Origin of the sequence: Azospirillum oryzae, from assembly GCF_008364795.1 — a bacterium.
Lineage (GTDB): Bacteria > Pseudomonadota > Alphaproteobacteria > Azospirillales > Azospirillaceae > Azospirillum > Azospirillum oryzae.
On record NZ_VTTM01000001.1, the window covers coordinates 232,138 to 248,521 of the forward strand.

The following is a 16,384-nucleotide window of genomic DNA, read 5'->3' on the forward strand; positions in this document are numbered from 1 at the left end:
TGCGATAGGGCATCCGACTGCCTGAGCAAGGAATGCGCCATCGGGCTCCGTTATGTGGAGTTGCAAGAAAAGCAAGGGCTTGGCCGGCGATGATCGATTTCAAGATCGACCGGCGACCCATGCGGCGGGACCTACGGTGTGGCGAGTTGACGCAGGCGCTGCGAATTGCGACGCATTCCGCAGTGCGCATCTACGGGATTCTACGTAGCTCCAACGTAGGCCTTGCCGCTGGGGGGCGGGAAAGGAATAGTCCCGTTCAATCCTATCTTTTGGTATACCCTCCAACCGAGAGAGGGTTGCTACCTGTCGCGCGCAGCGCGGCTGCAACAAAAGCAAAAGGGGACGGCCCAAGCCGCGCCCCCGCAACAGGGAGGTTTCTCCTTTGAGAGGTCTGCTCAGACTAAGTGGGCTGATCGATGCCATGAATGAAGGCATCGGCAAGCTCGCCTACTGGCTCGTGCTGGTCGCCGTCGTCGTCAGCTCCGTCAACGCGGTGGTCCGCTATGGGCTGAACACCAGCTCCAATGCGTGGCTGGAATTGCAATGGTATCTGTTCTCGGCTGTGTTCCTGCTGTGCGCCGGCTATACCTTCCTGCGCAACGAACACATCCGCATCGACATCGTGCTGGGCCGCTTTTCCAAGCGGGTACAGGCCTGGGTCGACATCTTCGGCATCATCGTCTTCATGTTCCCGATGACGATCCTGATCATGGTGCTGTCCTGGCCGATGTTCATGGACAGCTTCGTCACCAACGAAATGTCGAGCGATGCCGGCGGCCTGATCCGCTGGCCCGTGAAGCTTCTGGTCCCGGTCGGTTTCTTCCTGCTGACCGCGCAGGGTGTCTCGGAACTGATCAAGCGCATCGGTTTTCTCACCGGCCATCGTGACGAGCCGGGCGAGAAGATGCACAGCCATTCCTAAGGACCGGGAGCACCCCAGATGGTCGAGTTCGTAACCGCCAACATGGCGCCGCTGATGTTCGGCGCGCTGGTGTTCTTCCTGTTGATGGGTTTCCCGGTCGCCTTCGCGCTTGCCGCGAACGGACTGGTCTTCGGTCTGATCGGCATCGAACTGGGTCTTCTGACCCCGGCGCTGATGCAGGCGCTGCCGGAACGCGTGTTCGGCATCATGCGCAACGACACGCTGCTGGCGATCCCATTCTTCACCTTCATGGGCCTGATCCTCGAACGATCGGGCATGGCCGAGGATCTGCTCGATACCATCGGGCAGCTGTTCGGTCCGATCCGTGGCGGTCTGGCCTATGCGGTGATCTTCGTCGGCGCGCTGCTGGCGGCGACGACCGGCGTGGTCGCGGCCTCGGTCATCTCCATGGGCCTGATTTCGCTGCCGATCATGCTGCGTTACGGCTATGACCGGCGGATCGCGACTGGCGTGATCGCCGCGTCGGGCACGCTGGCCCAGATCATTCCGCCGTCGCTGGTGCTGATCGTTCTGGCCGACCAACTCGGCCGCTCGGTCGGCGACATGTATGCCGGCGCACTGATCCCCGGCCTCGTGCTGACCGGGCTCTATGCCGGTTACATCCTGCTCACCAGCATCATCAAGCCGGAGATGGTGCCGGCCCTGCCGCTGGAAGCCCGTTCGCTGCGCGGTTGGAAGCTTCTGCTGCGCGTCATCACGTCGCTGGTGCCGCCGCTGGTGCTGATCTTCCTGGTTCTGGGCACGATCTTCATCGGCATCGCCACCCCGACGGAGGGCGGCGCTATGGGCGCGGCAGGTGCCATCCTGCTTGCGCTCGCCAAGCGGCAGCTGAGCTGGGGCCTGATGCGTCAGGCCATGGACGCGACTGCCAAGCTGTCGTCCTTCGTGGTGTTCATCCTGATCGGTTCGACCGTGTTCGGTCTGGTGTTCCGCGCGGTGAACGGCGACCTGTGGGTGGAGCATCTGCTGACCAGCCTGCCGGGCGGCGAGCTTGGCTTCCTGATCGTCTGCAACATCCTGGTCTTCGTCCTGGCCTTCTTCCTCGATTTCTTCGAGCTGGCATTCATCATCGTCCCCCTGCTGGGGCCGGTGGCGGACAAGCTGGGCATCGATCTGATCTGGTTCGGTGTGCTGCTGGGCGTCAACATGCAGACCAGCTTCATGCACCCGCCCTTCGGCTTCGCGCTGTTCTTCCTGCGGTCGGTGGCGCCGAAAACCGATTATCTCGACAAGATCACCGGGAAGAAGATCGCAAAGATCACCACCGGCCAGATCTATTGGGGTGCGGTTCCCTTCGTCGTCATCCAGATCATCATGGTCGGTCTCGTCATCGGCTTCCCGCAGCTGGTCGATGCCGGCCGCGACAAGGGACCGGCTATCAACCTGAACGACGTGAAGATCGAAATTCCCGCCTTCGACAACCAAGAAGTGGCTCCGCCCTTCGGCGCTCCGGCGCAGCCGGAGTCGAGCCCGAACGACGACATCATGAAGCAGTTGCAGGGCAAGTGACGGCGACCGTCACAAGACCTGGACAAGCAAAAGGGGCCGGTTCATCCGGCCCCTTTCTTTTTGATGCGCATTCGCAGGGGAAAGGGTCAGCGTGACTTGGTGGCACCGGCCCAGTTGGTCGGCGCGGTTCCGGTGGAGGGGAGAGCGCCGCCGCTGCCGAGCGAAACCATGCGGTCGCTTCCGGCGACGGGCGGCAGGGCGGCGAACTCCTCCGCCGTCATACCGGTCAGGATCACCGCCTGACGATTGCGGGCGTAGCGCAGGTTGTCGCTGGCGACCACGACCTTGTGCTCGTTCGGGTAGCGCGGTGCGCCGACGGTGACGATCGCCTGTTCCACCCGGTTGGTCGGTCCGATCACGAGATCGCTGACGTTGCCGAGGATGCGGCGGCCGTCCGGCGTCTGCACGGTCAGTCCGACGAGTTCCACCGGTGGCTTGGTCGCCACTTCCGCCGATGGGACGCCGCCCATGTCGGAACTGGCGCAGGCGCCCAATGCCAAAACCGGCAGGATGACCAGAGCCGACAAGGTGGGGAGGGGCATGCGCAGGGAAAGGCGGCGGTGATCCATCGGTCTTGGCCCTTTTGCTGACGGCGCGGAAATGTCCGCCCTTAAAACAGCACGAGCGTGGCCGGAGGTCCCTCGCGCCGACGGGGTGACCCCATCGCCCGCGAAAGACCTCCATTTGGACAGGTCAGGTGAAGATGAAATCGTGGCCGGCGCTGAGCCCGATCTGGTCCACGGTCAGCGACGAACCGTCGGTGAAGGTGAAGACCGAGGTCGAGCCGCTGCTGGTCATGCCCATCTCCCACGCGGCGTAGCCATGGAACTCGATCTGGTCGACCCCTTTTTCGAAATAGTTGATGGTGTCCTGCCCAAAGCCGCCGGGCGCCTGCTCCATCAGGAAGCGGTCGACCTGCCCGTCGGTGTAGCTGACCATCTGGTCGTTGCCGGTACCCGGCTGGAACAGGTCGGCGCCGCCGTCGCGATAGCTGTCGTACAGCGTGTCGTTGCCGGCGCCGCCGATCATCGTGTCGTCGCCGCGCATCCCCTTGACGATGTCGTCACCGGTGCCGCCGTTCAGCCAGTCGTTGCCGTCGCCACCGAACAGCTGGTCGTTGCCGGCATCGCCCCACATCGAATCGTTGCCGGCCTCGTTGCCGCCATAGGGATCGCCGAGCCAGTCGTTGCCGTCGCCGCCATGGAACTGGTCGTTGCCCAGCCCACCGATCAGCGAGTCATTGCCGCGTTCGCCATACAGCAGGTCGTTTCCGCCGGCGCCGTTGATGCGGTCGTCGCCATCCAGACCGTCGAGCCGGTCGTCATAGGCGGTGCCGGTCATGGCGTCGTTGTTCGAAGTCCCCCAAAACTGGCGCATGGCGTCTCTCCATCAGTGCCGTTAACGTGCTGTTAACGATTAACCAGATGTTAACCATGGGGCCGGGGCGGTCGAAAAGCGATAAAGGGGCAGTACAAACGGGACAAGGAGAGATGACACAGATAACTGAACCTTGATTTGATTTATCATATTTAATGTTTCTTTATTCGACGCATTTGTGATCGAAAGCGGGATCTTTCTGTGATGGAACAGAGACTTTGTTCCTCTTATGGGCAGTTCCGAGCCGGCGGAAGGGCACAGGGCAGCCGGCCGAAGGCGATGCACGGACGGGAGGGCAGTAGGCCGCAGGCAAATACACTGTCGGAACGGATCGTCCGAAAGAAGATCGGCGGCGCAAATGCGCCCTCCGCTGTCTACGATTGCGGATCCGGGGATCGGCACAAAAAATAACCGGGCGTCCATAAGGAGCGCCCGGCGCAGTCATATACAGGGAGGGTTAGAGACAAGAAGGTGTGTATACCCTTTGGCGGGGGTGCCGCTTTGATGTGGATCAAGAAATCCGGCGGCGGCGCCGAACCGCGTCCTCATCGTCCTCCCGCTCAGCCGTGGCTGTGCGAATGCCCGCCATAGAGAACGGACGGGTCGGTTTCGACCTCCTGGATCGTTTCCAGCTTTCCAGCCCGCCAAGCCCGATAGAAGCAGCTGCGCCGGCCGGTGTGGCAGGCGACGCCGTCCTGTTCGACGATCAGCAGCAGGGTGTCGCCGTCGCAATCCACCCGGAAATCCTTCAGCCGCTGCACCTGCCCGGAGGTCTCGCCCTTGCGCCACAGGCCGCCGCGCGACCGCGACCAATAGCAGACGCGGCCGGTGGACAGCGTCTCCACCACCGCATCGCGGTTCATCCAGGCCATCATCAGGATTTCGCCGGTGCCCTCGGCCTGGGCGATTGCCGGAACCAGGCCGTCGGCGGTGAAGCGGATGGCGGCCAGCACCTCTTCAAAGGGGCCAACATCGATCGACGGTGTGTCCGTCATGGCAAATCACTCCTTCACAGGCCTGCCGCTCAGAGGGCGGCGGCCATCCGGCGGAAGCCGGCCTCAAGATCGCGGATCAGGTCGTCGGGGCTTTCCAGGCCGGCATGCAGGCGCAGGACCTGTCCCGGATCGGTCCAGCGGGTGGCGGAGCGCACCGCAGCCGGCCGCGTCGGCAGGATCAGGCTTTCGAACCCGCCCCAGCTGTAGCCCATGCCGAACAACTCCATCCCGTCCAGCATCGCCGCCAGCGCCTTGCGCGGAACCTGATCGATGATGATGGAGAACAGGCCGCTCGATCCGGTGAAGTCGCGCTTCCACAACTCGTGACCGGGGAAATCGGGGCGGGCGGGGTGCAGCACGCGCGTCACCTCCGGCCGGGCGGCCAGCCAGTCCGCGAGCGCCAGAGCGCTTTCCTGATGCTGGCGCATCCGCACCGACAGGGTGCGCAGTCCGCGCAGACCGAGATAGAGGTCGTCCGGCCCGCCGCAGACGCCGAAACGGGTGGCTGCCTTCTTCACCGCGGTCCAGCTTTCCTCGTCCCGGCAGGTGATGACGCCCAGCATCGCGTCGGCATGGCCGACCATATATTTGGTGGCGGCATGGATCGACAGGTCGACGCCATGGTCGAAGGGGCGGAAGAACAGCGGCGTCGCCCAGGTATTGTCGATCATCACCGTGGCGCCAACCGTCTTGGCCGCCGCGGCGATGGCCGGCACGTCCTGCACCTCGAAGGTCAGGGAGCCCGGCGATTCGAGAAAGACCACGCTGGTGTTCGGCCGCAGCAGCGCCGAAATGCCGGCGCCGATGCAGGGATCGTAGAACTCGACCTCCACGCCATAGGGCGCCAGCGTCTCCTTGGCGAAGCGGCGGGTGGGGCCATAGGCGCTGTCGGTGATCAGAACATGGTCGCCGGCCTTGGTGAAGGCCGACAGCGCGATGGCGATGGCGGCGAGGCCGGAGCCGGTGTTCACCGCGCGGTAACCACCCTCCAGCGCCGCCGCCGCCTCTTCGAAGGCGAAGGTGGTGGGGGTGCCCATGCGGCCGTAGTGCACGCCTTCCAGCGTGTTGCGGTCGCTTTCCTCCAGCGCGTCAAGCGTCGGGAACAGCACGGTCGAACAGTGATAGACCGGCGGATTGACGATGCCGTGGTTGTTCCGCGGATCGCGGCCGGCATGAACGAGAATCGTGTCCTTCGTGACGTCCTTCATCGACTGTCCGTTTGGCTGGTGCGGCATCCCGGTGCGGCGGAGCCGAACATTGTGTCATTCCGAAGGCCCCGCGGCCAACGCCGATTGCGCCGAAGTGCCGTCAGCCGGCGGTATAGTCTGGTATCACCACAAATGCACGGATGATTCGACAAGCGGGATCAACTTGATACACTCTTGTCCCACGCGCATGGCTGCGTCGCGATCCCCACAGGGGCGGCCCGCGAGGGAGCCCCGGGGTTCACTTGGCCGGCGTGGTCGGCGCGTCGTCAGACCGCTCAAATGCGAAGAACGCAAGAACAGGGTGGAGTTAATAATTATGAAGTCAGGGCTTCTCGCCGCCGCCGCGGCGGCCGTGGTCATTACCGCCAGCGCCGCCGCCGGTGCTGCCACGCTCGATACCGTCAAGCAGCGCGGCTTCGTGCAGTGCGGCGTCAATGCTGGCCTGCCGGGTTTCGGCAATCCCGATAGCGCCGGCAATTGGACCGGCCTCGACGTCGATTACTGCCGTGCCGTCGCCGTCGCCATCTTCAACGACCCGAACAAGGTCAAGTTCACCCCGCTGTCGGCGCAGCAGCGCTTCCCGGCCATCCAGTCGGGCGAAGTCGACCTGCTGTCGCGCAACACCACCGCCACGCTGACCCGCGACACCTCGGTCGGCCTGAACTTCGCCCCCGTCACCTATTATGACGGCCAGGGCTTCATGGTTCCGAAGAAGCTGGGCGTGAAGAGCGCCAAGGAACTGAACGGCGCCACCGTCTGCGTCCAGTCCGGCACTACCACCGAACTGAACCTCGCCGACTATTTCCGCGCCAACAACATGACCTACAACCCGGTCGTCATCGAGTCGAACGACGAGGTGAACGCCGCCTACTTCGCCGGCCGCTGCGACGTGCTGACGACCGACGTGTCCGGTCTGGCCGGCACCCGCGCCGGTGTCGCGCCGGTTCCGGAAGACCATGTCATCCTGCCGGAAGTCATCTCCAAGGAGCCGCTGGCCCCGGCCGTGCGCCATGGCGACGACCAGTGGTTCGACATCGTGAAGTGGACGGTCTACGCCACCATCCAGGCGGAAGAGTTCGGCATCAACTCCAAGAACATCGACGAGTTCGCCAACTCCAAGAACCCGGACATCCAGCGCTTCCTCGGCACCTCGCCGGGCATGGGCAAGGCTCTGGGCCTGGACGAGAAATGGGCCTACAACACCGTGAAGAAGGTCGGCAACTACGGCGAGATCTTCGACCGCAACGTCGGCCCGGGCACCCCGCTGAAGCTGGAGCGCGGCCTGAACGCGCTGTGGACCAAGGGCGGCCTGATGTACGCGCAGCCGTTCCGGTAAGGCGAACCACCGTTTGAAGGCCGCCCGTCGGGAACCTGCCGGGGGCGGCCTTCCGGTAGAGGAGCGGTCGCGAAGGGCGTCAGCGAAACGCCCGCGCATTGGACCGCATTGGGAGACATGTCGCATCCCCTACGGTGTGGGAAATGCCCGGAAAAACGTCCGGGACCGCGTGGGCACCGTATGGGGCGCGATGGTTGGGGGAGAGTAGTCCGTGGCGACCGAGACCCGGACCACCCAAGGCGCTCCGCCGCCGGGTGGCGTATCCATTTCCCTCAGCGACCCGACGTTCCGTGCCATCGTCTACCAGATCCTGGTGGTCGGCGCGGTCGTTCTGGTCGGCTGGTTCCTTGTTTCCAACACGCTCGACAACCTCGCGCGGCGCTCGATCGCGACCGGTTACGATTTCCTGGGGCGTGAAGCGGCCTTCGGCATCGGCGAGTCGCTGATCGACTATTCGCCGAAGGACACCTATGGCCGGGCCTTCCTGGTCGGCGTGCTGAACACGCTGAAGGTGTCGGTCATCGGCATCCTCCTGGCGACGATCATCGGCACGCTGATCGGCGTCGCCCGGCTGTCCAGCAACTGGCTGATCGCCAAGCTGGCCTCGACCTATGTCGAGATCATCCGCAACATCCCGCCGCTGCTTCAGCTGTTCTTCTGGTACGCGCTGGTGTCGGACGGCCTGCCGCCGGTGCGTCAGGCGCTGAACCCGATCCCGGGCGTGTTCCTGTCGCAGCGCGGCCTGCGCGTGCCGGTGCCCGCCCCCGATCCGGTCTGGGCGAACATGGGCATCGCCCTGCTGGTTGGCATCCTCGCCGCCTGGGGCGTGTCGCGCTGGGCACGGGCACGGCAGGACCGGACCGGGCAGCTGTTCCCCGCGGGCTGGACCGGGCTCGGCCTGATCATCGGCCTGCCGATCCTGACCTGGCTCGCCGGCGGCGCGCCGCTCGCCATGGACGTGCCGAAGCTGACCGGCTTCAACTTCACCGGCGGCGCCGCGATCTCGCCGGAATTCTTCGCCATCCTGACCGGCCTGACGCTCTACACCGCGGCCTTCATCGCCGAGGTGGTGCGCAGCGGCATCACGGCGGTCAACTGGGGCCAGACCGAGGCGGCGCGCGCGCTGGGCCTGCCGGGCGGCCCGACGCTGCGTCTGGTGATCCTGCCGCAGGCGCTGCGGGTGATCGTGCCGCCGCTGACCAGCCAGTATCTGAACCTGATGAAGAACAGTTCGCTGGCGCTGGCCATCGGCTATCCCGATCTGGTGTCCATCGCCAACACGACCCTGAACCAGACCGGTCAGGCGATCGAGGGCGTGACGATGATCATGGGCACCTATCTGGTCATCAGCCTCAGCATCTCGATCTTCATGAACTGGTACAACAAGCGCATCGCGCTGGTGGAGCGGTAACGGCCATGACCGACAACGTGCAAAGCGTCGGCCTGCCGGACGAGCGTCCGCCGGCCAACACCGTCGGCCCCATCGCGTGGCTGCGGAGCAACCTGTTCAACAGCTGGTACAACGCCATCCTGACCATTCTGGTCCTGGCGCTGCTGGTCTCGGCAATTCCCCCCTTCGTCGGATGGCTGCTGGTCAACGCGCATGGCTTCGATTCGAACTCCACGGTCTGCCGGCAGGATGCCGGCGGCGCCTGCTGGGGCTTCATCGGTGAGAAGCTGCGCTTCATCATGTTCGGGATGTTCCCGTGGGATGAGCAGTGGCGCCCGCTTCTGACCATCGGCATCTTCATCGCTCTGCTGGTCGCCAGTTGCGACCGCCGCTTCTGGAAGCCGTGGTTTGGGCTGGTCTGGGCCGCCGGGCTGACGCTGGTGGCGATCCTGATGTGGGGCGGCGTCTTCGGCCTCACCTATGTCGAGAACACGCTGTGGGGCGGCCTGCCGCTGACCATCATCCTGTCGGTGATCGGTCTGGCCGTGGCCTTCCCGGTATCGATCCTGCTGGCGCTGGGCCGGCGGTCGGACATGCCGGCGGTGAAGGTGCTGTGCGTCACCTACATCGAGCTGATCCGCGGTGTGCCGCTGATCAGCCTGCTGTTCATGGCGTCGGTGATGCTGCCGCTGTTCCTGCCGAACGGTGTTTCGGTCGACAAGCTGCTGCGTGCGCAGATCGCCTTCATCATGTTCGCCGCCGCCTATATGGCGGAAGCGATCCGCGGCGGCCTGCAGGCGATCCCGAAGGGGCAGTATGAGGCGGCGGACGGGCTGGGGCTCAGCTACTGGCAGAAGATGCGCAAGATCATCCTGCCGCAGGCGCTGGCCATCGCCATCCCGCCGCTGGTGAACACCTTCATCAGCTTCTTCAAGGATACCTCGCTCGTCATCATCATCGGCCTGTACGACCTGCTCGGCACCGCGAAGGCCGCGCTGTCCGACCCGTCCTGGCGCGGTTTCTACCGCGAGGCCTATCTGTTCATCGGCGTGATCTACTGGATCTTCTGCTTCAGCATGTCGAAATACAGCCAGAAGCTGGAACGCGACCTGAATCGCGGCCATCGCCGCTAGATCAACGCCGTCAAGGGAGAAGCAAGACCCATGTCCCAGGCCATGTCCCAGGGCACCAAGCCGAAGCACACCCTCAGCGGCGAGGAGATCATCCGCTGCACGGGCGTCAACAAGTGGTACGGCGAGTTCCACGTCCTGAAGAACGTCAACCTCAATGTCCAGAAGGGCGAGCGCATCGTCGTCTGCGGCCCGTCGGGGTCGGGCAAATCGACGATGATCCGCTGCCTGAACCGGCTTGAGGAGCATCAGAAGGGCACGATCGTCATCGACGGGATCGAGCTGACCAACAACCTGAAGAACATCGAGTTGGTCCGCCGCGAAGTCGGCATGGTGTTCCAGCACTTCAACCTGTTCCCGCACCTGACCGTGCTGGAGAACTGCACGCTCGCCCCGATCTGGGTTCGCAAGATGCCGAAGGCGGAGGCGGAAGAGCGGGCGATGAGCTACCTGAAGCGGGTGCGTATCGCCGAGCAGGCCAGGAAGTATCCCGGCCAGCTTTCGGGCGGCCAGCAGCAGCGCGTCGCCATCGCGCGGTCGCTGTGCATGAGCCCGAAGGTGATGCTGTTCGACGAGCCGACCTCCGCGCTCGACCCCGAGATGGTCAAGGAGGTGCTGGATGTCATGATCGGTCTGGCCGAGGACGGCATGACCATGCTGTGCGTGACGCACGAGATGGGCTTCGCCAAGTCGGTCGCCGACCGCGTCATCTTCATGGACCGCGGCGAAATCGTGGAGCAGGACACGCCGGACGCGTTCTTCTCCAACCCCAAGTCGGACCGCACGCGCCTCTTCCTCAGCCAAATTCTAAACCACTGATCCGGACAGCAGGCCGGCGCTTCCGTCCGGCCTGCTATTTGGAAATAAAACACCTCGAGTTGGGGTGCGCGACGCAATGTCCTGTGGCGTCGCGCACCGGTTTGCGGTTCAATCGGTCGCCTGACGTGCTGTTCGACCGATCCGCTTACGGAGACCGAGGTTATGGACCTGCTCAGCCCCCGTCCCAGCGTTGGCCAGATCAAGCCGTACCGTCCCGCTCGCCCGCCTCGCGACGGCCGTCGGTGGATCGACCTGTCGCTGACCCACAATCCGCTCGGACCCAGCCCGCTGGCACTGGACGCCTATTGCGAAGCGGCCACGCGCATCCATTGCTATCCGGATTGGGACCAGGAACCGCTGCGCCACGCCATCGCACGCCGTCATTCCATTGATGCCGACCGCATCGTCTGCACCGCCGGGTCAGAGGAACTGATCCATCTGGTCGCCCAGGCCTTCGCTGGCCCCGGCGACGAGGTTCTGTGCCACGAGCGGGGCTATCGCGGGTTCCTCAAGGCGATCCGTGCCACCGGCGCCACCGCGGTGGTCGCGGCGGAACGCGACATGGTGGTGGATGTGGAGGCAATGATCGACCGCGCCAGCGAGCGCACGAAGATCTGCTTCCTCGCCAACCCCAACAACCCGACCGGCACCTACATTCCGGCCGAGGCGGTGCAGCGGCTGCGCGCCGGCCTGCCGTCGAACACGCTGCTAGTGCTGGATTCGGCCTATGCCGACTATTGCCGCCTGCCGGACTACAGCGACGGTACGGAGATCGTCGAGAATTCCGACAACGTCCTGCTGATCCGCACATTTTCCAAGATGCATGGGCTGGCGGGGCTGAGGGTCGGCTGGGGCTATGGTCCCGCCACGGTGATCGAGGCGGTGAATGCCATCCGCGGCGCCTTCAACGTCTCGCTTCCCGCCCAACTGACCGCCGCCGCCGCGCTCAGCGACGCCGAGCATGAGGAGGCGACCTTCGCCCACAATGCGCAGTGGCTGCCCTGGCTGTCGCGCGAGTTGGAGCGGGTCGGGCTGCGCGTTTATCCCAGCGTCTGCAATTTCGTGTTGGCCCGTGTGCCGACCGATCCGTCGCTGGGCATCCAGGCGGTCATCGACCATCTCGCCCGCCGGGGCATCCTGGTGAAACCGGTGACCGAGTATGGCCTGTCCGACTGCCTGCGCATTACCATCGGCCGGGAGGAGGAGAACAAGGCGCTGGTGGCGGCGCTGGCGGAGATTCTCGGCTGACGAGGCCGGCCAGAGGCTGCGACGGAACGACGCGAACGGATCGCGAAGATTTTCGTCTCTTTTGATGCAGATCAACGAACGATCTATGCGCTTCCGGATAAGGTCCTTCTTGTCTCTAACCCTCCCTGTATCACTGAGCCGGAGCATCCGCATGGATGTCTCCGGCTTTTTCTTTTTGGCGGGGGGCGACGGAAAGTGCCCGTCCGTTGACATGCATCAAAGCGGGGAGGGGTGGGTGGGCGTAGACCTGTGACTGTCTCTAACCCTCCCTGTTTCACAGGAGGCCCCGGTTCCGGTGCCTCCTGTTTTTTTGCCTGGGCTCTGGACGGCGATGCCTATGAGGGCGGGCGCGTGCGGTTCCAGCGCAGCACCAGCCCGAGCACCGACAGCGGCACCACGATGACGGCGCCGATCAGGATGTAGGGCAGCGCCCAGCGGCCGGCGTCGATCATCAAGGCGACGATCTCCTGCACCGTCTGCCAGCTGTTCGTCAGGATGCTGGCCGGATCGATGCGCAGGAACGACAGCACGAAGCCGACGACGAAGCACAACACCAGCGTCCGAATGATCCAACCCACCAAGGCTTCACCTCACGCTCGTCACGGTGGAGCGTGCGCTCCGCCTGAAGCAACGCGCCGCCCCGCGACCGGGTTCCGGCGCCGTCAAACCTCTTCCCGCTCCACCGATAACGCGCGCGGCAGCTTGAAGACGATGTTCTCCGTCGCCGTGCGCAGCTCCTCCACCGTCACGTCGAATCGGGCGCGGGCGGCCTCGATGACCTCCTCGACCAGCACTTCCGGGGCCGATGCGCCGGCGGTGATGCCGAGGCGGGCGACGCCGGACAGTGCGTCCCAATCGATGTCGACGGCGCGCTGGACCAGCTGGGCGGCCGGGCAGCCATGGGTCTTCGCCACCTCCACCAGCCGCTTGGAGTTGGAGGAGTTCGGCGCCCCCAGCACCAGCAGCGCGTCCACCTTCGGCGCGATTGCCTTCACCGCCGCCTGCCGGTTGGTGGTGGCGTAGCAGATGTCTTCCTTCTTCGGACCGGCGATGGCGGGGAAGCGGGCCTGGAGGGCGGCCAGGATCTCCGTCGTCTCGTCGACCGACAGGGTGGTCTGGGTGGCGAAGGCGAGGTTTTCAGGGTCTTGCACCTCGAGCGTCGCCACGTCGGCCACCGTCTCCACCAGCACCACGGCGCCGTCGGGCAGCTGGCCCATGGTGCCAATCACCTCCGGGTGGCCGGCATGGCCGATCAGGACGATCTGCTTGCCGTCCTCGTAATGCCGTTCGGCCTCGCGGTGTACCTTGCTGACCAGCGGGCAGGTGGCGTCGAGATAGAACAGCCCGCGCGCCTCGGCCGCCTGCGGCACCGATTTCGGCACGCCATGGGCGGAGAAGACCACCGGGCGGCCGTCCGGCACCTCGGTCAGCTCATCGACGAAAACGGCGCCCTTGGCTTCCAGGCTTTCGACCACGAAGCGGTTGTGGACGATCTCGTGCCGGACGTAGACCGGCGCCCCGAAGCGGTCGAGCGCCGTCTCGACGATCTGGATCGCCCGGTCCACCCCGGCGCAGAAGCCGCGCGGTGCCGCCAGCAGGATGGTCAGGGGCCGAAGGGCTGGGGAAGAGGTCGTGGTCATATGCGCTGTGCCGCCCTTGCGTGGAGTGGGTCGCCCTTAGGTGGTCCTGCGCCGGACGGTCACAAGGGATAGAACCGCCGCGCGGTCTTGTGCCGGTCAAGCTGGGACACTAAAGTCGTGATCCAACAGCCCGTTAACCGATCAGGCCGAACCGATGGACCGCCGCGACCGTAATATAGGAACCCCCGCCCGGAAAAGCCCGCTGGCGTCCCTCTTTGGGATGGGCCGCCCTGCGCTGCTCGCGGCCGGGGCCGTGCTGGTGCTTTCCGGCTGCTCCGGCATGGGGTTGGGGCCGACGAATCCGTCGGAGGCGGCGCTGGCCTGCCCGAAGGTCAACATCGTCCGCGACCTTCAGGAAGTCACGGTCTTCCGCCCAGGCGGCAAGGATCTGACGGATCTGGAGTCGCGCGCCGCCCTGGTCGATTTCACCGGCAGCTGCGACTACACCAGCGACGGCGTCACCGTGAACGTGAACGTCTATCTGGTGGCCGAGCGCGGCCCGGCCCTTCAGGGCAACACCGCCAAGTACCAGTATTTCGTAGCATTGGCCCAGCCGGATGACACGCTGGTGTCGAAGGCCTATTTCGACACCGACGTGACCTTCGTCCCCGGCCAGCCGCGCGCCGGCACCCGCGAGGAACTGACCCCGAAGATCCCGCTGCCGAAGGACGCCAACGCCAAGGACTGGAAGATCTATCTCGGCTTCCAGCTGACGCCGGAGCAGCTGAACTTCAACCGGACGCAGATGAAGAAGTAAGAACTTCTGTTCATCGGTTTCGGGGCCGTCCCCTTTCGACCGTCATTCCCGCGCAGGCGGGAATCCAGCCGCATCAACCGCTTTATCTGGAAGCCCGGATCCCCGCCTTCGCGGGGATGACGGCCGTCGAGGGTGCGGGTTTGGCACCGGATCCGCCGATTGACAAACCTGTCCATTCGCGACAGTGTGCGCCGCGTACACGCCGATGATCCCTCGCGGGAGAGATCGCTTGTGAGCTTGTCGTAAATCGACAGGTCCGCGGGCGGCGCCGAAGGAGCAACCGCCCCCGGAAACTCTCAGGCAAAAGGACCGCAAGGGGATAAGGCAACTCTGGAAAGCAGCCTCGGCGCCCAGTCGCCGCGACTCACCGAAGGAGTAAACCGGGTGCCCGGCTCGACCGGACAGCGGTGAATCTCTCAGGTCCAAGACAGAGGGGGCAGCTTCCTGCATCGATCCCGATGCGGGCGCTGAAACCTTGTCGGAGGACCCGCGCGTGACCGAGGCCGCAACCGCTCTCAAGACCACCCCGCTGCACGCGCTCCATGTCGAGCTTGGCGCCCGCATGGTGCCTTTCGCCGGCTATGACATGCCGGTGCAGTATCCGCTGGGCATCTTGAAGGAGCACCAGCACACCCGCGAGAAGGCTGGGCTGTTCGACGTGTCCCACATGGGGCAGGTCCGCCTGACCGGCGACGATCCCGCCGCCGCCCTGGAAACGCTGGTTCCCGGCGACATCAAGGGGCTGGTCCAGGGCCGCATGCGCTACACGCTGTTCCTGAACGAGCAGGGCGGAATCCTCGACGACCTGATGGTGACCAATGCCGGCGACCACCTGTTCCTGGTGGTGAACGCCGCCTGCAAGGAGCAGGACGTCGCCCATCTGCGCAAGAAGCTGGCCGGCAAGGCCGAGGTCGAACTGCTGGACGATCTGGCGCTGATGGCGCTCCAGGGTCCGATGGCGGCCGAGGTGATGGCCCGCTTCGTGCCGGAAGCCGCCACCATGAAGTTCATGAGCTACCTGTCCGCCACCTTCAAGGGCGTGCCGGTGATCCTGACCCGCTCCGGCTACACCGGCGAGGACGGCTACGAGATCTCCTGCGACAAGGCCGATGCGGAGATGATCGCCCGCGCGCTGCTGGGCGAATCGGAGGTCGAGACGATCGGGCTGGGCGCCCGCGACTCGCTGCGGCTGGAGGCCGGGCTCTGCCTCTACGGCCATGACATCGACACCACCACGACGCCGGTCGAAGGCGCGCTGGAATGGACGCTGCCGAAGCGTCGCCGCGCCGAGGGCGGGTTCCCCGGTTACGACATCATCCACCGGCAGCTGACCGAGGGCGCGCCGCGCCGCCGCGTCGGCATCCAGCCGGAAGGCCGCCAGCCGGCCCGCGAGCACACCGAGATCCAGGACGCCAACGGCACCCGCGTCGGCGAGATCACCAGCGGCGGCTTCGGCCCGACCGCCGGCGCGCCGGTCGCCATGGGCTATGTCGACATCGCGAACTCCGCGGTCGGCACGCCGCTGACGCTGATAGTGCGCGGCAAGCCGCTGCCCGCCCGCGTCGCCGCCACGCCTTTCGTGCCGCAGCGTTATTACCGGGGCTGATGCCTCCTCAACCCAATCACAAGCAACCGTTCGGACAGGGAAATCTTCATATGAGCAAGAAATTCACCAAGGACCACGAGTGGGTTCAGGTCGATGGCGATGTCGCCACCGTCGGCGTCACCGACTTCGCGCAGAGCCAGTTGGGCGACGTTGTGTTCGTCGAGCTGCCCGAGGCCGGCCGCGTGCTGGAGCAGGGCAAGGAAGCCGCTGTCGTCGAATCCGTGAAGGCTGCCAGCGACGTGTACGCACCGGTCTCCGGCACCGTCGTGGAGGCCAACCAGGCCCTGGTCGATGACCCGTCGATGGTCAACAGCGCCGCCGAGACCGATGGCTGGTTCTTCAAGATCCAGTTGAAGGACGCCTCCGAACTCGATGGTCTGATGGACGAATCGGCCTACAAGGCCTTCGTTGAGGAATCCCACTGAC

Annotated in this window: 16 protein-coding genes and 1 riboswitch; of the genes, 10 read left to right on the top strand and 6 right to left on the bottom strand. The window is 65.0% G+C overall.

Annotated elements, in window-relative coordinates:
• The first annotated feature begins 421 nt into the window (after positions 1 to 421).
• On the top strand, positions 422 to 922 hold the full coding sequence (locus tag FZ938_RS01100) for a TRAP transporter small permease subunit (protein ID WP_246457412.1): 501 nt from the start codon (positions 422 to 424) through the stop codon (positions 920 to 922).
• Positions 923 to 940: 18 nt separating this feature from the next.
• Positions 941 to 2,452: a TRAP transporter large permease gene (locus FZ938_RS01105; protein ID WP_149196875.1), complete on the top strand. Its 1,512-nt coding sequence runs from the start codon at positions 941 to 943 to the stop codon at positions 2,450 to 2,452.
• A gap of 86 nt (positions 2,453 to 2,538) precedes the next feature.
• On the opposite strand, the gene FZ938_RS01110 is transcribed toward FZ938_RS01105, so the two are convergent.
• The 4 genes from FZ938_RS01110 to metC all read right to left on the bottom strand — a co-directional run bounded on the left by FZ938_RS01110 (position 2,539) and on the right by metC (position 6,032).
• Positions 2,539 to 3,021, bottom strand: coding sequence for a PRC-barrel domain-containing protein (locus FZ938_RS01110; RefSeq protein WP_149196876.1), 483 nt, complete (start codon positions 3,019 to 3,021; stop codon positions 2,539 to 2,541).
• Between the two features lie 124 nt (positions 3,022 to 3,145).
• Positions 3,146 to 3,829, bottom strand: a complete 684-nt coding sequence (locus tag FZ938_RS01115) for a calcium-binding protein (protein ID WP_149196877.1) — start codon at positions 3,827 to 3,829, stop codon at positions 3,146 to 3,148.
• Positions 3,830 to 4,389: 560 nt separating this feature from the next.
• Positions 4,390 to 4,824 (bottom strand): phosphoribosyl-AMP cyclohydrolase, encoded by a 435-nt coding sequence (gene hisI / locus FZ938_RS01120; protein ID WP_149196878.1) that lies wholly within the window; start codon positions 4,822 to 4,824, stop codon positions 4,390 to 4,392.
• 29 nt (positions 4,825 to 4,853) lie between these two features.
• Entirely contained in the window at positions 4,854 to 6,032 is a 1,179-nt protein-coding gene (gene metC / locus FZ938_RS01125) for a cystathionine beta-lyase (RefSeq protein ID WP_149196879.1), read from the bottom strand.
• A gap of 316 nt (positions 6,033 to 6,348) precedes the next feature.
• On the opposite strand from metC, the gene FZ938_RS01130 reads away from it, so the two are divergent.
• From FZ938_RS01130 to FZ938_RS01150, 5 genes are all read left to right on the top strand, one after another.
• Positions 6,349 to 7,368 carry an amino acid ABC transporter substrate-binding protein gene (locus tag FZ938_RS01130; RefSeq protein WP_149196880.1) on the top strand — a complete coding sequence of 340 codons (1,020 nt, stop codon included), beginning with the start codon at positions 6,349 to 6,351 and terminating at the stop codon, positions 7,366 to 7,368.
• Positions 7,369 to 7,579: 211 nt separating this feature from the next.
• Positions 7,580 to 8,779, top strand: a complete 1,200-nt coding sequence (locus tag FZ938_RS01135) for an amino acid ABC transporter permease (RefSeq protein WP_149196881.1) — start codon at positions 7,580 to 7,582, stop codon at positions 8,777 to 8,779.
• Between the two features lie 5 nt (positions 8,780 to 8,784).
• Positions 8,785 to 9,891, top strand: a complete 1,107-nt coding sequence (locus FZ938_RS01140) for an amino acid ABC transporter permease (RefSeq protein ID WP_149196882.1) — start codon at positions 8,785 to 8,787, stop codon at positions 9,889 to 9,891.
• Positions 9,892 to 9,921: 30 nt separating this feature from the next.
• A complete protein-coding gene (locus FZ938_RS01145) occupies positions 9,922 to 10,707 on the top strand; it encodes an amino acid ABC transporter ATP-binding protein (RefSeq protein WP_149196883.1) in 786 nt (261 codons plus the stop codon).
• Between the two features lie 162 nt (positions 10,708 to 10,869).
• Complete coding sequence (locus FZ938_RS01150) at positions 10,870 to 11,955, top strand: pyridoxal phosphate-dependent aminotransferase (RefSeq protein ID WP_149196884.1); 1,086 nt, start codon at positions 10,870 to 10,872, stop codon at positions 11,953 to 11,955.
• Positions 11,956 to 12,290: 335 nt separating this feature from the next.
• Here the strand turns inward: FZ938_RS01150 and FZ938_RS01155 are convergent, their stop codons facing one another.
• Positions 12,291 to 12,533, bottom strand: a complete 243-nt coding sequence (locus FZ938_RS01155) for a hypothetical protein (RefSeq protein ID WP_246457413.1) — start codon at positions 12,531 to 12,533, stop codon at positions 12,291 to 12,293.
• An 84-nt stretch (positions 12,534 to 12,617) separates the two neighbouring features.
• Complete coding sequence (ispH, locus tag FZ938_RS01160; RefSeq protein ID WP_149196886.1) at positions 12,618 to 13,595, bottom strand: 4-hydroxy-3-methylbut-2-enyl diphosphate reductase; 978 nt, start codon at positions 13,593 to 13,595, stop codon at positions 12,618 to 12,620.
• A gap of 220 nt (positions 13,596 to 13,815) precedes the next feature.
• Between ispH and FZ938_RS01165 the strand changes: the two genes are divergently transcribed.
• From FZ938_RS01165 to gcvH, 3 genes are all read left to right on the top strand, one after another.
• A complete protein-coding gene (locus tag FZ938_RS01165) occupies positions 13,816 to 14,352 on the top strand; it encodes a lipoprotein (RefSeq protein WP_149196887.1) in 537 nt (178 codons plus the stop codon).
• A gap of 206 nt (positions 14,353 to 14,558) precedes the next feature.
• A riboswitch (glycine riboswitch) is annotated at positions 14,559 to 14,674 on the top strand.
• Positions 14,675 to 14,845: 171 nt separating this feature from the next.
• Positions 14,846 to 15,958: a glycine cleavage system aminomethyltransferase GcvT gene (gene gcvT, locus FZ938_RS01175; protein ID WP_149196889.1), complete on the top strand. Its 1,113-nt coding sequence runs from the start codon at positions 14,846 to 14,848 to the stop codon at positions 15,956 to 15,958.
• Positions 15,959 to 16,008: 50 nt separating this feature from the next.
• On the top strand, positions 16,009 to 16,383 hold the full coding sequence (gene gcvH, locus FZ938_RS01180; protein ID WP_109155828.1) for a glycine cleavage system protein GcvH: 375 nt from the start codon (positions 16,009 to 16,011) through the stop codon (positions 16,381 to 16,383).
• Position 16,384 lies beyond the last annotated feature (1 nt).

Coding starts and splice junctions, on each gene's coding strand:
- FZ938_RS01130 (WP_149196880.1), top strand. CDS start 6,349: ATGAAGTCAGGGCTTCTCGCCGCCGCCGCGGCGGCCGTGGTCATTACC.
- gcvH (WP_109155828.1), top strand. CDS start 16,009: ATGAGCAAGAAATTCACCAAGGACCACGAGTGGGTTCAGGTCGATGGC.
- ispH (WP_149196886.1), bottom strand. CDS start 13,595: ATGACCACGACCTCTTCCCCAGCCCTTCGGCCCCTGACCATCCTGCTG.
- metC (WP_149196879.1), bottom strand. CDS start 6,032: ATGAAGGACGTCACGAAGGACACGATTCTCGTTCATGCCGGCCGCGAT.
- FZ938_RS01105 (WP_149196875.1), top strand. CDS start 941: ATGGTCGAGTTCGTAACCGCCAACATGGCGCCGCTGATGTTCGGCGCG.
- FZ938_RS01115 (WP_149196877.1), bottom strand. CDS start 3,829: ATGCGCCAGTTTTGGGGGACTTCGAACAACGACGCCATGACCGGCACC.
- FZ938_RS01140 (WP_149196882.1), top strand. CDS start 8,785: ATGACCGACAACGTGCAAAGCGTCGGCCTGCCGGACGAGCGTCCGCCG.
- FZ938_RS01165 (WP_149196887.1), top strand. CDS start 13,816: ATGGGCCGCCCTGCGCTGCTCGCGGCCGGGGCCGTGCTGGTGCTTTCC.
- FZ938_RS01145 (WP_149196883.1), top strand. CDS start 9,922: ATGTCCCAGGCCATGTCCCAGGGCACCAAGCCGAAGCACACCCTCAGC.
- FZ938_RS01110 (WP_149196876.1), bottom strand. CDS start 3,021: ATGGATCACCGCCGCCTTTCCCTGCGCATGCCCCTCCCCACCTTGTCG.
- hisI (WP_149196878.1), bottom strand. CDS start 4,824: ATGACGGACACACCGTCGATCGATGTTGGCCCCTTTGAAGAGGTGCTG.
- FZ938_RS01100 (WP_246457412.1), top strand. CDS start 422: ATGAATGAAGGCATCGGCAAGCTCGCCTACTGGCTCGTGCTGGTCGCC.
- FZ938_RS01150 (WP_149196884.1), top strand. CDS start 10,870: ATGGACCTGCTCAGCCCCCGTCCCAGCGTTGGCCAGATCAAGCCGTAC.